The sequence below is a fragment of the Methanorbis furvi genome, assembly GCF_032714615.1.
GTDB lineage: Archaea > Halobacteriota > Methanomicrobia > Methanomicrobiales > Methanocorpusculaceae > Methanocorpusculum > Methanocorpusculum furvi.
In genome coordinates this window covers 168372-182210 of the sequence record NZ_JAWDKA010000005.1, presented here as the reverse complement: position 1 = coordinate 182210, position 13839 = coordinate 168372, and the positions used below count along the sequence as shown (strand labels likewise).

The window sequence follows — 13839 nt, the reverse complement described above, 5'->3', positions numbered from 1 at the left end:
ATACATATTTATAACATATTGTGAGAAATATATCACATACAACTATGATAAACAAATTAAGTCTCATGGGCCTGATAGGATTTCTTGGACTCCTCTCTGTCCCGACCAGCGAAATAAGCTACTGTGCATTTTTCGCATTCTTCGTATTCTTCGGTTACATCCGCGTTGTTCCTGACGAGCTGTTCGTAACTTATGTTAGAAAAGCAGCATCAACTGCATTTTTTATCTGGGTAGTATTCTTTTGCATTATCTATGCTGCAGCTGTCCTGATGGGAAACATAGAACTCTTCGCGATTGGATTTCCGCTGACCTTTGCTGCAAGCATGTTCGCATTTATCGGTATGCTCATCATCCATGAATTTCTGGAACAGCGGGGAGTGGAGAGTAGTGCTTAAAACAAAAATCCGCGAGTATCGTTTGCGAAAAAATATCACACAAGAAGAGCTGGCAACACTTGTCGGCGTACGGCGGGAAACCATTGGCCACTTAGAAAACGGCAGATACAACCCGTCACTGAAACTCGGGTTTGACATTGCAAAAGTTCTGGAGGTTTCGGTTGAAGAACTCTTCGAGTTCACCGACGACTAATTTTTTCTCGTCTTCATCAACACAAGATGCAGGGTTACGAGAACTCCGACCAGACACAGGATCACAATAACAAACAGCTTTTGCACAACAATCATCGAGATGCAGAGCATGGCCCACAAAAAAACGAGTGCCGTAATTTTCTGACGAAGCGGCACTCCGGATTTGTTGCGGTGGTGCTCAATATAAGGGCCGAAGTACCGATTTTTTTCAAGCCATGCAGCGATCTCGGGAGAGCTTAAAGAGAAGCATGCTGCGGCAAGAATTACAAACGGCGTGGTCGGAAGAACAGGAACCACAATACCCACCGCCCCGATTACGAGGAGGATAATTCCTGCAAGCTTGAGACACTGATGCTTGAACGTCATCTCAGCACTTCACGGTATCTCTGGCGAGTTTGGACGCGACGAGAGCAATGATGGAGACCGCAAAACCTGCGATGCAGGCAACTGCAACGCCTGTTGAGGTGTAAACCTCCGCGCTTCCTGATCCGGCAGAGGCCGCAACCGAAAAGAGCGCGACACCCAGCACACAACCAACGTTCATCACCGTAAAGATCAGACCGCCTGACGAGCCCTGCAACTGAATCGGGCTGTGAACCGTTATTCTCTGAATGCTCGGGCCTTCATTCAGACCCATGCCGAGACCAACCAGCGCAAGTCCGGCAAAGATCAGCAAAATATTTGAGAGGAGAACTCCTCCGCCTAAGATTGCCATGCCTGCGGCAAGCAGAATGGTTGCTGCATTGCAAAGGATCATGCAGCCGAAACGGCGAACAAGTGCTCCGGCAGGAATTCCCACAATTGCCATAGCAACAGGTGGCAGAAGCATGACGGCCCCCGCAACTGCTGTTGGAAGAAGATACTGTTCGGTTAACAGAAACGGCATGACATAGATTACGCCAAGATATACGAGCGTGACACAAAGTGTTGATATTGCAGCCCACATCACGGTCCGGTTCAGTAGAAGACGGGCTGAGAGAATGGGGTCGGGATGACGCAGTTCGCGGCGCAGGAACAGATAGCCGAATACTGGCGAAAGCAGAAGGAGGAGAACAACAAACGGACTCCAGCCTTCGGACACGCCAAGCTCAAGACCCGCGAGCAGGGCAACAAGAGTCACCGCAAGGTACACAGCGCCAAGCGAGTCAAAGGGTTTTGAGCGTGTTGGAAGATCAGCAGGGTCAGGCTTTGGGATTAAGAAGAGAGCAACAAGGACGCCGACAACTCCCACAGGAATGTTGATGAAAAATATCCAGTGCCAGCTGATGAACTGGGTCAGAACTCCTCCGATACCAGGGCCAAGCGCTAAGGCTGCGCCGCCAGCGGTTGCTATTACCCCCATCCCGATCGGCTGCATCGCCTTTGGCAGATGCAGGGTGATAAGCATGGTCGCTGTTGCAACCATCATGGCAGCGGCAACTCCCTGAAGTATCCGGAACAGAATCAGCGACGGAATGTCGCCTGAAATTCCGCACAAAAAGGATGCCACCGTAAACAAAACAAATCCCAGCGTGAAAATAACACGCTGAAGACCTGTCCGGTCGGCAAGTTTTCCAAACAGCAGAAGTGTACTTCCAAGCGCCAGAAGGTACGAGGTCATCACCCATGAGGAAAGTGACGAGCCGGAGCCGAAGCTCTCAGAGATTGAAGGAAGGGCAATTGACACAATGCTCGTGTCAAGATAATCCATAAAGACAGCCGCGGCTGCCAGAATCATGAGAAGTTTTTGGTGGAAGGGACGCTCAATCAGCATGAGAGATCACTCGTACACAATGGTGCCGGAATGAATGAGAGGTGGTATTATATTGGTGCCATTCTGCGTTGTTCACGAAAAATCAGCCGTAAACTGAACAGTCGCCAAACCGCAAAATATCCTTATATGCGTAGAGCATGATACCATATTAATCTAAGGCAACGGGACATGTTGCTTTGAAAAAAGAACGGAAAAATGAATTTTCCAGATATTTTCATACCAGAAAGAGGGTAAGTCCGAGAAGCACAATTACCTGAACCGCCCAGATGACGGAAGCAAGCGGCAGCAGGGTTTTGCCGACCGATAGCGTCTGGCGAAGGTTCATTGAAAGGCCGACACCTGCCATGGCGATGGTGAGAACGGTCACGGAGATATTCACCAGACCAGCCTGAACTGCATGTCCGAACGTCGGGGATGCCATGATAAGAGCGGTCATGCCGACTGCCATAACCACGAACAGAATCAGAAATCCCTGCACCTTTGCCTTCACCCGCTCGGCAGGACAGGTTGCATGCAGTGTTTCCTGTCGTCTGCACCACAGCCAGCCAAATGCGGAGGCGACCACGACCAGCATGGCAACACGAATCATTTTGTAAGCAAGGGCAAGGGCTGAGACATCCTCACCACCGGATACGGCAGTATAGAGATCAGCTGCCGGAATCACGTTGCCGATCTCATGCAGTGTTCCCCCGATAAACACCTCGGCCTGAGCGTCCGTCATTCCAACACCAAACGCTACTGCCGGAATGAGAAACACACCGACGATGCCAAGAAGACTGATCACACCCACCACCGCATGAACATACTTCTGGTCCGCGTGAATAACCGGTGCCACAGAAAGTGTTGCCGAAACTCCGCAGATGCTGTTGCCGGTTCCCGTAAGCGCAGATGTCTCCCAGCTCTGACCAAATCGTTTGCCAAGAATCATGGTGAGAATAATTGTCAGCGCGAGGACAACGAGAATAATTACAAGACCGTTCACTGATGCTGTCATCAAAACATCAGCAGTAACCCGCGCACCCATCAGGATGATTGCAATGCGCAGGAGATACTTTCCTGCATACGATCCGCCTGCGTCGAATAATTTGTAGTTGATGAAGAGACATATCACCAGAGCCAAAACGATCGGACCGATTTTTGCAAGAAAGGAGAAGATAGGATTGTCGATGAAGAGATCCTGTGGAAGAACGGCAAAGCCTCCATCCCAAAGGGTTCCCCGCGTGAGAAGAAACGAGAGAACAGTTACCACAAGGCAGACGAGGAGACCGGGAAGTATTTTCCGGTCGATCGACCTGAAGTAGTCGAGAAAATCCTCGCGATACGTTGTCATAAATAACAGTACGTAGACAATTCCCAAAAAAGATACTGATCGAGATCCTCCTCACAAACAGCAGAAAATTTTGCTTCGCAAAAGGCAGTAGCACATATTCAATATGCCAAACACCTAATACTCTACACACATTCTCGGAATGGAGATACACATCAATGACAGATACACCATCAGCCGGAGGAAAGGGCACCGTAGTACTCGCCTTTTCCGGAGGACTTGATACCTCCGTCTGCGTCCCGATCCTGAAAAACATGTACGGCTACGACAGAATTGTCACCGTTGCCGTAGATGTCGGGCAGCCCGCAGCTGAAGTCAAGATGGCAGATGACAAAGGAAAACTCATCGCCGACAAGCATTACACCATCGATGCAAAGGATGCATTCGTCAAAAACCATGTTTTCCCGGCAATCAGGGCAAACGCTCTCTATGAAGGATACCCGATGGGAACCTCACTTGCACGTCCGCTGATTGCAGAAGAGATCGTCAAGATCGCCAAGAAAGAAGGAGCAACTGCAATCGGTCATGGATGTACCGGCAAAGGAAACGACCAGCTGCGGTTCGACTTCATTTTCCGCATGCACGGCTTTGACATCGTTGCCCCCATGCGCGAACACAACATGACCCGTGAGTGGGAGATCGATTACGCCGAACAGCACGGCATCCCAATCCCGGTCAAGAAATCCACACCATGGAGTGTTGATGAAAACATCTGGTCCCGCAGTATCGAAGGCGGCAGACTCGAAGAGACCGACTACCACCCGCCGGAAGAGATCTACCACTGGACAACATCTCCTGAAGCTGCACCAAACACTCCTGAGATCGTTTCGATTACGTTTGAAAACGGTGTGCCTGTTGCACTGAACGGTAAGAAGATGAACGGCGTCGACCTGATCGTTGAGCTGAACAAGATTGCAGGAAAGCATGGCGTCGGCAGAAACGATATGGTTGAGGATCGTGTTCTCGGACTCAAAGCCCGTGAGAACTACGAGCATCCGGCAGCAACTGTGCTGATTGCAGCACACGCAGATCTTGAGAAACTCACCCTTTCCCGCTTTGAGCTTAAGTTCAAGCACATCGTTGACGATCAGTGGGCAGAGCTCGCCTACATGGGCCTTGTCCACGAGCCGCTCTACCATGATCTCAACGCGTTCATCAACGAGACTCAGAAGCGTGTTTCGGGGACCGTTGACGTTCAGCTGTTCAAGGGCGGTCTTCACATTCTCGGCAGAAAATCCGAAAACGCCATCTACTCGCAGGACATGGTCTCCTTTGACACGACAACCATCGACCAGCGCGATGCGATCGGCTTTTCCAAATACTTTGGACTGCAGGGCAGAATGGTCTGGCAGCTCCAGAACAAATAATATTTTTTTCAATTGATGTTACGCGATGGCGAATATTTCAAAAACGCGAATTTCGCGAATAAAAAATAATCCTCTGCATCTCTAAATGGATAGATATGTCCAAAAAATAATTTTGATAACTCCTTAAAAATCACCATTGGCGATTTTTTTATTCCGCGAAGCGGTGAGCAGACCGAAGGCATGCAATTCGCGCTATTCGTGCGATTCGCGTTTCGAAATTTCATTATGTCCACTCATCGCCGCCTCAGAGCGGATATACTGATTACGCACCACAGCCTACTATTGTAGCAAGAATGGTATTTTCCAAAGATGATGTCTGTGTGCTGATCCCAACACTCAACGAAAAGGCAACAGTAGGTCTGGTTATCGAGGAACTGCAGTCGCTCGGATACCATAATATACTTGTCGTGGACGGCCACAGCACGGACGGAACACCAGATATTGCAAGAGATCTTGGCGCGACCGTCATGACCCAGCAGGGCAAAGGCAAAGGCGCTGCAATGATTGAAGCATTCTCCGTCATCACCAAGCCCTATATTCTGATGCTGGACGGGGATGGAACCAACCCGCCCGAGTATGCGGACGCGATGATTGAGCCGCTCGCAAGCGGGCGTGCAGATCATGTGATCGGCAACAGACTCAACGAGTACGAGCGCGGAGCACTCACAAGGCTGAACCTCTGGGGAAACAAACTGATGAACACCCTGTTCAAGTGGGCGCACGGCGTTTACATGACCGATATCCTCTCAGGCTACCGGGCATTCACGCTTGACTCCCTGAAGCAGATGAACCTCAAAGAGGCAGGATTTGAGATCGAGACCGAGATAAGCTCAGCCGTAATTCATCGGGGACTGAAGTTTGAGGTGGTGCCGACATTTTACAAGAAGCGTCCCGGCTCTCCGACAAAACTGCATCCGGTCCGCGACGGATACAAAATTCTGCGTGCCATCAACAAGTACGGCAAGATGAACAATCCTCTCTTCCACTTCAGCGTGATAGGTGTTGTAATGGGCATCGCAGGATTTTGTCTCGGGTTGTATGTGCTCTTTGAGTGGCTGGCAGGAATCGAGCATCTTTTCATGGGCATTCTCACCATGCTTCTGATCATCGCCGGTATTCTCACGTTCATGATCGGTTTCATCAGTGATATGATTCTCGGCTATCACCGTGAGGTGATGCAGGAGATGCGAAAACTCCGCATCCAGATAAACGAGCTTGAGAAGAAGAACTGAACTTTTTTGTTTGAGGTAAATCCTCACATTCAAATTTTTGCAGGTCAATGTATTACCACAATGACCACGCCCAGGATCGAAAAAGTGCTTCATGCCTCCATTGATAATCTGTATGCAGGCAGCGAGGATTTTCTGCGAGAGATTGAAACAGGCCTCAACACCACACGCATCCCGTCACCCAAGGTCGGGTATCAGGGCGTTGCCGGATCATTTGGTGAGCAGGCGGCACTGGAGTGCTTTGGTTCCTCGGCAATTTCAATTCAGAACTACAAAGAGTTTGATGATGTGCTTGCTGCACTCGAAAAGAATGAGATTGAGTACGGTGTTTTGCCGATCGAAAACTCAACCGCTGGAGATGTTTTAGAGGTCGCAGACATCATCACTACGCGCAATCTCTACATCGTCGGAGAACACATCATTCGGGTCCGTCACAATCTTCTCGGAATTCCGGGGTCGTCCACCGAAAACATTCGGGAGGTCTACTCGCACACGCAGGCGATAAGCCAGTGCCGGGAGTTTCTCCGCACACATCCAGGGATGATTGCATACCCGTATGCAAACACTGCGTTCGCCGCAAAGTACGTTGCAGAAGCAGATGATCCGAAGAAGGCATCCATCAGTAGCCTGCGTGCCGCAGAACTCTACGGGCTTGCAGTCCTGAAAAAAAATATTCAGACGGCTAAAAATAACTACACGCGCTTTGTGATCCTCTCGCGGCACATGGAAATCTCTGAGAAATGCGACAAAATCAGTCTTGTATTCTCCACAACCCACACGAGCGGTGCGCTGTACAGTGTGCTCTCCCACTTTGCCTACAACGGCCTGAACCTCCTCAAGATTCAGTCGCGGCCAAAACCAGGGACCCCTTGGGAGTACGTCTTCTTTTTGGATCTTGCAGGAAATCTCGAGCAGGCAAATGTACTGATTGCACTTGGGAAGGTACGGGAGCAGAGCAGCTGGTTCAAGCTGCTTGGGAATTATCCTCAGTTCCCAATGGAATAAAAAAATAAAAAAATATTTTTTTTTAGAAAAAATATCAACGGTGATGAACATTTTAAAACGTGAATACCGCAAATAAAAAATCGCCATTGGCGATTTTTTTTTATTTGCGCTATTCCGCGAAGCGGTGAGCAGGCCGAAGGCATGCGATTCGTGCTATTCGCGTTTCGAAATATGCACCACCACGTAATATTTAGAACAAGATCTCGCCGACGAACACCGTCTCGGCAGGTCCAGTCATCATCGCCTGATCGCCCACAGCAATCTCCAGTGGTCCGCCGACAGTTTCCACATGGATAACTTCGCCAGAGACCTTGCCGGTTTTCTCCGCAAGAAGTGCGGACGCAGTAGAACCGGTTCCGCAGGAAAGTGTCTCGCCCTCCACACCACGTTCAAAAGTTCGAATCGTAATCGAAGAAGATCCAATGACCTGCACAAAGTTCACATTGGTTCCCTTCGGGAAGAGTGCATGATGCCGAATCTTTGGCGCGACCACTTCAAGATCGACGGCCTCCACATCATCCACAAAGATAACCGCGTGGGGGACGCCCGTGTTTACCGCATACACTTTCATGCCGTCAATGTCAGCAGCAACATCACCAGGACCTGCCGCAGGAATTGAAGCCGCATCATATTTTGGCACGCCCATATCTATTGTTGCAGAAAAACAGCCCTCGCAGTCATAACCTGCCCGAACCGTCAGAACGCCGGCAAGAGTTTCCACAGAAAAGGACTTGGTCTTTGCATAGTTCTCGTCAAACGCATACTTTGCAAGGCAGCGGATACCATTGCCGCACATCTCAGCCTCGCTTGCATCCGGCTGGAACAGACGCATCCGCACATCCGCATTATCTGATGCAGAGATAAACAGCACGCCGTCAGCACCGATTCCAAACCGGCGATCGCAGTAGCTCACCGCAAACTGCGCCTTCATATCATCCGGAATTACGGTTCCCTTCATCTCATCGATCAGGATGAAATCATTTCCGTTTCCGTGAAGTTTGGTAAACGCGATCGTCATTGTAGTAGAGTATTTGACGTGCTCCAACTTAAGACCGCACATCCGCGAGCGGGACAGCTATCCTTTCCGCAAGCCATGCCGCACCCTCCGGAGTTTTGAACAGAGGCAAATCCTCATCAATGGTTATCGTGCGGCGCAGAACACGCACCGTCTCCTTCGTCATCGGATTGTATCCGTCTCGTTCAACAAGAGTCCGGTAGACAGCAGTCCCGCGCCGCTGCCAGGCCGGTGTCTCGGAGAGATTTACCCCGAACGAGAATGCCAGCTCATGCAGCTCGGATGCTTTCATGCCATCCAGTTTCCGCTGCGCGACGGTGGCCGACAGGCCTGTGTCGGTCAGCAGTTTGTGAGCATAACCGTTCATATGATTGCGCCATGCCTCGGCCTGACGCCATGCAAGATACTTCGGGAGCTGGAACTCTGCGAGCGGCACGATTCGGCAGTCAAACGAGAGCGGAGAATCTGCACCTGCATGCAGAGTAAACGCTGACGAAGCAAAACCTGCGGCAACCGAGACAAGTTTTTCCACCCGGCAGTCAAACACAGGCGTTGCAATATAGAGGCTGATCTCATCGGAAAACGTGTAGGCAAAAGAGGGCGCAAGACCGCTGTCGCTGAGAAGCGACGCTGTGGTCTGTGCCATGGCTTTGAAAAACTGGGGATCATAGGGTTTTTCAAAACCCTGATCACGGGAAAAGTGGTGAAAGGATCTTCCGTCCAGCCGCAAAACAAACGGCACCGTTGTGATGAGGCCGGAATAAATCTCGTGATCCTTCATTGCAAAACTTACTCTCCAAACAGCGGCTCAGCCACCTTGAAGGCTCCAGGGATATGGCGCACGAGAATAATATCTCCGACCTCTTTTACAATCCGGTAGGGAATGATGATGCCCTGATAATTTTTAATGTCAAGCACGGTCTGGTTCACATTGGTCAGTGCGAGGCCGCTGATTTTTTTATTGGTAACATCCAGCACAACGTCCTCAACTTTGCCGAGGAAGATTGCTTTGTCGGAGTAGACATTCATACCAAAGAGATCCGAGATCTGCCACTTCATACTTTTGAAACATATACTCGCGCAGGCATAAGTAATTTTTCATGTTAACGTATGGACCGGAGGGATACGTTGAAAATCTCTGAACCACATATACTTGTGAAAGTATGCAATCCGTCCGAGTCCGACATTATACCTCAGCAGACTATCCAAGGGTCTGCGAGCTGGACGCACCTTTGTTTGCAGGGATGGGCGGACCGATTTTGTTCCGGCATATCGAAGAACTCTTTCCTTCGCTCTTCTTTGTCGCGGAAAATGAGTCCGATGAAATCATCGGATATATTCTTGGAGGAGTGCACCTCGACAACGAGAGGATCGGCAAACTGATCCGGATCGGTGTTGTGCCAAACTACCAGAGAAAAGAGTGCGGTACGATGCTTTCAGACGCGCTGTTTAGAGAGCTCAGAAACCATGGCGTGAAGCAGGTGCATCTGACGGTTGCAGAGACAAATATGCCGGCGATCACCTTTTATCTGAAACTCGGGTTTGTGCAAAAGGAGAGGATTGCAAGCTACTTCTATCCTGATGTTCCAAGGCTCGCACTCTGGAAGGATCTGTAGTTACACAAACTTCATCAGTTTTAGCAGGGGATCGAGTTCACTGTTCTGAACAGCTGCCGCAAAAGCTGCTGCATCCTGATAGGGAACCCCGGCGGTAATTTTTGCCGCAGATTTTTTGGAGATGCCGGGCAGCCACTTGAGCGCGGCAGCACTGAGAGAGTTGATCTCAATTGGTACCGGCAGCGCGGTCACCGACCGCTGACCGTACGATACCACGGCAAGGTCAAGCACGGTTCCTGCCGGCAACTGTAAAGGAGCGCCGCAGAGAATCGGATACGTTCCCATCTGTCTGCCAAAGGATGTAGTTCCCGACACTTCGATGATAACATCCGAAAGGATGGTGCCCACAGGAAACACCCGCGCAAGCATGGGAACGTCGAATGATTCGCGGACGGTGTCTTTGAACCTGTGGAAAAGTTTGTCATGTTTGCCGAGGGTGTTGTCGGTGTATGCCCGCGTTCCTTCAAACGGCATCAGCTGACGGATGTTCACGCGGCGGACCAGAAGGTTTGCGTCGAAAACTTTTTTGAGAAAAGCTTCATTCAGCGCAAATGTTTCAGGAGTTTCGCCGGCAAGTCCTGCGATGAAGTTCAGACCCGGGAGAAGTTCAGGGATTCCCGCGCGGCGCACCGCGCCCACTTCGTTGACGATCTCAATCGCCCGAAACACTGCATCAGCATCACCTTTGAGATTATTTTTCGCAACAACTGCGGGGTCTGCCGACTCCATGCCGAACGCGGCAATGTCTCCTGCGGTGTGGCCGGCAACAATTGCGGCAAGCGCCTCGCGCGAGGCCTCTTCATGTCGCGCGATGGTTCCCGGATTCACGTTGTCGATGTGAAGCGTCTTCAAGGCAGGTGCCGCCTCACGGATTTTGGTGAAGAGGTTTCGCAGAGCGTCAGGATTTGGTGTTGGAAACTCACCGCCGCCTGTGGCACCAAACGCAAGAAGATCAGGCTGGCGGCCAAGCCGGAAGTGTTGTGCACCGGCAGCGGCAAGAGCTGCAACTTCGTCGCGGACGGCTCCAGCATCCCGCTGTTTGGGCAGACCGTAAAACGGTTCGGTGCAGAATGAGCATCCGCCGGAAACCGCGCGGGAACATCCCTTCGCGGTCTCCAGTTCGCACATCACGTATGGGTAGAACGGATGTTTTCTGATAATGTCAGCACCGAGAACCGCCCACCGGTCAAGGTCAGCGTAATTACAGAGACCTTGCGGCTCGCCGCCGAACAGATATGCGTCAAGTGCTGCGGCAGGCTCACCGGAGAGCATCGCCGACCATCCGGCGATTGCCTGGGCAACCGCTTTTGCACCACCTTCAGGCGAGTAACCAAATCCTATCGGCCCTCCGAGAAGGGAAACCGTTCTGCCGCGCAGCATAAATCCTATCTGCTGCAACTCGGTTAACGTCGCAGGAGTTCCGGCAAGATATTTTCCCGGAACCGTGACGCCTGCAATCATCACCACGTATCGGTATCCGGAAAGTTTTGCAAGCCGCAGAGGATCTTTTCTCAGCTGATCGATGGTGACGTAGTCTGCGAAAATATTTCGCTCGGCAAACACTCCCGCAATTGTTCTGATGTACGGAGAAATGTACGGCGGGACGCCGAGGCATGCCGGCTCGTCCACATAGCCATCGATGATTACTGCATCAGATGTCATAGCCAAGGGTCTTCAAAAGTTTTCTTGCGATCATCAGTTTCCCGTGCTTGACAGGGTCCACAGACGAGTCATCCAGATCAAAACCAATGAGGGAAACGGACGCGGCCCCAAGTTCATGAGCGCAGAACACCGCACGGTCACCGTCGGAAAATCCGCCGAAGTTGTAGACATGTGTCAGCGGCGTTGCCTGAGTGGTTGCGACAAACGGCCCTTTGACCTTTGGAACCCAGGACTTCACCAGCGGAATGTTGTCGCCGTGCGCATGAAGGACGAGAATGGTTCCTTTATCATTCATCTCCAGAAAATCATCGTCCATACCATCGATGTCTGAGATGATAACATCAGGTCTGTGCCCATGCTTGAACAAAATCCGTGCCGCAGCATCTGCTGCAATGATCACTTTGTCCGAAAAATCTGTGTTTGCAATATCTTTTGCAAGCGAAGGAGCGTTGCCGCAGACGATGCAGGGGTTTCCTGCAACGATCTGCTTCAGGAGGGAAATATCATCACGGGGAAGGATATCTGCAAGAATTTGTGCCGCACGCTCATCGTCGTCACGCGAAAATCCAAAAAAGTTGAGAATTTCGGAGTAGTAGGGTTCCCACTCCTCAGTCTTCATCCCCTTCAACCTCGGATATGCCGACAAGTCTCAGGAAGTTGGAGAGAACTGGGTCGATGATCATCGAGAGAAGTTCTTCTTTGTCCTTCACCAGCGAAAACGCGTTCAGAGGAATGGAGAGTGCGGCCATAGTGGCGTGTCCACCGGCAGAGGCTCCGGGAATGTCTGCGAACGCCTCTTTCATCACATCACCCACATGCAGACGAATGTCTTTGTTGCGTGCGGAAAGTGTGATGTTGGTGTCGGTGATGCCGTAGACCATTGCAGTTGTCACGCCTTCCAGATTCAGCAGCATGTCGGCTGCCTGAGGAATTGCGTCGCGGTTTCTGACATAGCCGACGTTTGAAAACAGGTAGCCGTGTCTGACGTCACGGTTCACAATCGCATTGCCGAGCACGTCCAAGGTTTCCTGGGAAAGCGACGGCGCCATGATGACCTCAAGCAGCGAGCGGTCAGTCAGAGGCAGAAGGTATGCGGCGTTGTAGAGATCCTGCGGAGAGATGTTGCGCTGGAACTCTTTGGTGTCTGCACGGATACCATAGAAGAGAGCGGTTGCAACTTTTTTGTCGATCGGGAGATACAGTTCCTGCAAGTACTGCGTCATGATGGATGCAGTTGCTCCAACATTGGGGCGGGAGTCCAGGAACTCCGGTTTTTTCACTCTGGTAATTCCTTCGGCACTGTGATGATCGATGATGATGTTGACCGGTGCATCCTGCGGGAGATCATTGTTCATGCCGGGAGCAACACAGTCAACGAGCGCAAGATAGTTGCAGGTGGAAAATATCTCAGGAGTGAGACGCTCCATTTTGATCTCAAGAAGGTTGACGAACGCACGATTTTCCTGATGACCGATGTTTCCTTCGTAGAGAATACGGGTTGTGAGTTTGCCGCCTGATGCGTTTGAGGCGATTGCGGCAAGTGCCATGGCACTGGAAATTGCGTCAGGGTCAGGATTTTTGTGCGTGATGATGCCAAGTGTGCCGGTCCATGAACTGAGCAGGGAGAAAAGTTTCTGGGCGTTTCTTGATGCGACCAGATTGTTCATGTGGTTGACGGCAGATTTTGCAACGACCTGCTGAGGATACAGTACAACATCTGCGCCGTGATCCACCAGCTGGTCGGCAGAGAACGGGTCAAGCGCCCGGGCAATGACATGCGTCTGAGGATAAGCACTTTTGATGATCTGGACTGCTGCAAGGTTTGCGTCCTTGTCGGCAGATAAAACGAAGGCAACCTCGGGCTCCGGAATCTTTCCAATGATAGCCGGATCGGTCATGTCGCCGACCATTGCCTGATGACGATGGTCGCGCAGATCCTCTATACGTTTTTCATTGATGTCGATGACGAGCACGTTTTCGTCATTTTCCTTCAGTTCCTCGAGGACATTATAACCGATACTGCCGCTGCCAAGGATGATATATTTTATTTTCTTATGAGTTTGGTTGTTAGACGGCAGAACCCCATCACTCTCAGCCATGTACCCACTATTTGTGTTATGCGGATATTAATGTAGGACCTCCATGAGTTTTGCAGATTTATTTCTGAGTTGTCTTCAAAAAACGCTGAAGATGCAGAATATCACTGAAAAAAAGCATCACTTAACAGACAATAACATTGCAAAATTTGAAAATAATTCATTTTCATGATGCCCTGACT

Annotated in this window: 15 protein-coding genes; 6 read left to right on the top strand and 9 right to left on the bottom strand. The window is 50.7% G+C overall.

The window, feature by feature from the left end; genetic code table 11:
- Nucleotides 1-44: 44 nt before the first annotated feature.
- Both McpAg1_RS05910 and McpAg1_RS05905 read left to right on the top strand, forming a co-directional pair.
- Nucleotides 45-395, top strand: coding sequence for a DUF3796 domain-containing protein (locus McpAg1_RS05910; RefSeq protein WP_338094372.1), 351 nt, complete (start codon nt 45-47; stop codon nt 393-395).
- Nucleotides 388-588 carry a helix-turn-helix domain-containing protein gene (locus McpAg1_RS05905; RefSeq protein ID WP_338094371.1) on the top strand — a complete coding sequence of 67 codons (201 nt, stop codon included), beginning with the start codon at nt 388-390 and terminating at the stop codon, nt 586-588. Before McpAg1_RS05910 ends, McpAg1_RS05905 begins: the two co-directional genes overlap by 8 nt.
- On the opposite strand, the gene McpAg1_RS05900 is transcribed toward McpAg1_RS05905, so the two are convergent.
- The 3 genes from McpAg1_RS05900 to McpAg1_RS05890 form a co-directional block, all read right to left on the bottom strand.
- Entirely contained in the window at nt 585-953 is a 369-nt protein-coding gene (locus McpAg1_RS05900) for a YbaN family protein (protein WP_338094370.1), read from the bottom strand. The genes McpAg1_RS05905 and McpAg1_RS05900 overlap by 4 nt on opposite strands.
- 1 nt (nt 954) lies before the next feature.
- Nucleotides 955-2340, bottom strand: coding sequence for an MFS transporter (locus tag McpAg1_RS05895; protein ID WP_338094369.1), 1386 nt, complete (start codon nt 2338-2340; stop codon nt 955-957).
- Nucleotides 2341-2554: 214 nt separating this feature from the next.
- Nucleotides 2555-3670 carry a YeiH family protein gene (locus McpAg1_RS05890; RefSeq protein ID WP_338094368.1) on the bottom strand — a complete coding sequence of 372 codons (1116 nt, stop codon included), beginning with the start codon at nt 3668-3670 and terminating at the stop codon, nt 2555-2557.
- A gap of 155 nt (nt 3671-3825) precedes the next feature.
- On the opposite strand from McpAg1_RS05890, the gene McpAg1_RS05885 reads away from it, so the two are divergent.
- The 3 genes from McpAg1_RS05885 to pheA all read left to right on the top strand — a co-directional run bounded on the left by McpAg1_RS05885 (nt 3826) and on the right by pheA (nt 7268).
- Nucleotides 3826-5034: an argininosuccinate synthase gene (locus tag McpAg1_RS05885; RefSeq protein WP_338094367.1), complete on the top strand. Its 1209-nt coding sequence runs from the start codon at nt 3826-3828 to the stop codon at nt 5032-5034.
- Nucleotides 5035-5327: 293 nt separating this feature from the next.
- Nucleotides 5328-6266, top strand: a complete 939-nt coding sequence (gene aglJ / locus McpAg1_RS05880) for an S-layer glycoprotein N-glycosyltransferase AglJ (RefSeq protein ID WP_338094366.1) — start codon at nt 5328-5330, stop codon at nt 6264-6266.
- Between the two features lie 60 nt (nt 6267-6326).
- Complete coding sequence (gene pheA / locus McpAg1_RS05875) at nt 6327-7268, top strand: prephenate dehydratase (protein WP_338094365.1); 942 nt, start codon at nt 6327-6329, stop codon at nt 7266-7268.
- A gap of 190 nt (nt 7269-7458) precedes the next feature.
- Here pheA and dapF read toward each other — a convergent pair whose 3' ends face one another.
- From dapF to McpAg1_RS05860, 3 genes are read right to left on the bottom strand one after another with little or no spacing between them, the layout of a single operon-like run.
- Nucleotides 7459-8286 carry a diaminopimelate epimerase gene (gene dapF / locus McpAg1_RS05870; RefSeq protein WP_338094364.1) on the bottom strand — a complete coding sequence of 276 codons (828 nt, stop codon included), beginning with the start codon at nt 8284-8286 and terminating at the stop codon, nt 7459-7461.
- A 28-nt stretch (nt 8287-8314) separates the two neighbouring features.
- Nucleotides 8315-9064: a tRNA(His) guanylyltransferase Thg1 family protein gene (locus McpAg1_RS05865; protein WP_338094363.1), complete on the bottom strand. Its 750-nt coding sequence runs from the start codon at nt 9062-9064 to the stop codon at nt 8315-8317.
- Between the two features lie 8 nt (nt 9065-9072).
- On the bottom strand, nt 9073-9342 hold the full coding sequence (locus McpAg1_RS05860; protein WP_338094362.1) for a PRC-barrel domain-containing protein: 270 nt from the start codon (nt 9340-9342) through the stop codon (nt 9073-9075).
- Nucleotides 9343-9446: 104 nt separating this feature from the next.
- On the opposite strand from McpAg1_RS05860, the gene McpAg1_RS05855 reads away from it, so the two are divergent.
- Complete coding sequence (locus McpAg1_RS05855) at nt 9447-9899, top strand: GNAT family N-acetyltransferase (RefSeq protein ID WP_338094361.1); 453 nt, start codon at nt 9447-9449, stop codon at nt 9897-9899.
- Here McpAg1_RS05855 and McpAg1_RS05850 read toward each other — a convergent pair whose 3' ends face one another.
- Genes McpAg1_RS05850 through McpAg1_RS05840 form a run of 3 tightly spaced genes read right to left on the bottom strand, consistent with a single transcriptional unit; the run spans nt 9900 to nt 13660 of the window.
- The gene (locus McpAg1_RS05850; protein ID WP_338094360.1) at nt 9900-11561 is read right to left on the bottom strand and encodes a radical SAM protein; all 1662 of its coding nucleotides are present in this window, start codon (nt 11559-11561) and stop codon (nt 9900-9902) included.
- On the bottom strand, nt 11551-12180 hold the full coding sequence (locus McpAg1_RS05845) for a 6-hydroxymethylpterin diphosphokinase MptE-like protein (protein WP_338094359.1): 630 nt from the start codon (nt 12178-12180) through the stop codon (nt 11551-11553). The genes McpAg1_RS05850 and McpAg1_RS05845 overlap by 11 nt, the downstream gene beginning before the upstream one ends.
- Nucleotides 12170-13660 (bottom strand): DHH family phosphoesterase, encoded by a 1491-nt coding sequence (locus McpAg1_RS05840; RefSeq protein WP_338094358.1) that lies wholly within the window; start codon nt 13658-13660, stop codon nt 12170-12172. Before McpAg1_RS05840 ends, McpAg1_RS05845 begins: the two co-directional genes overlap by 11 nt.
- Between the last annotated feature and the right edge of the window lie 179 nt (nt 13661-13839).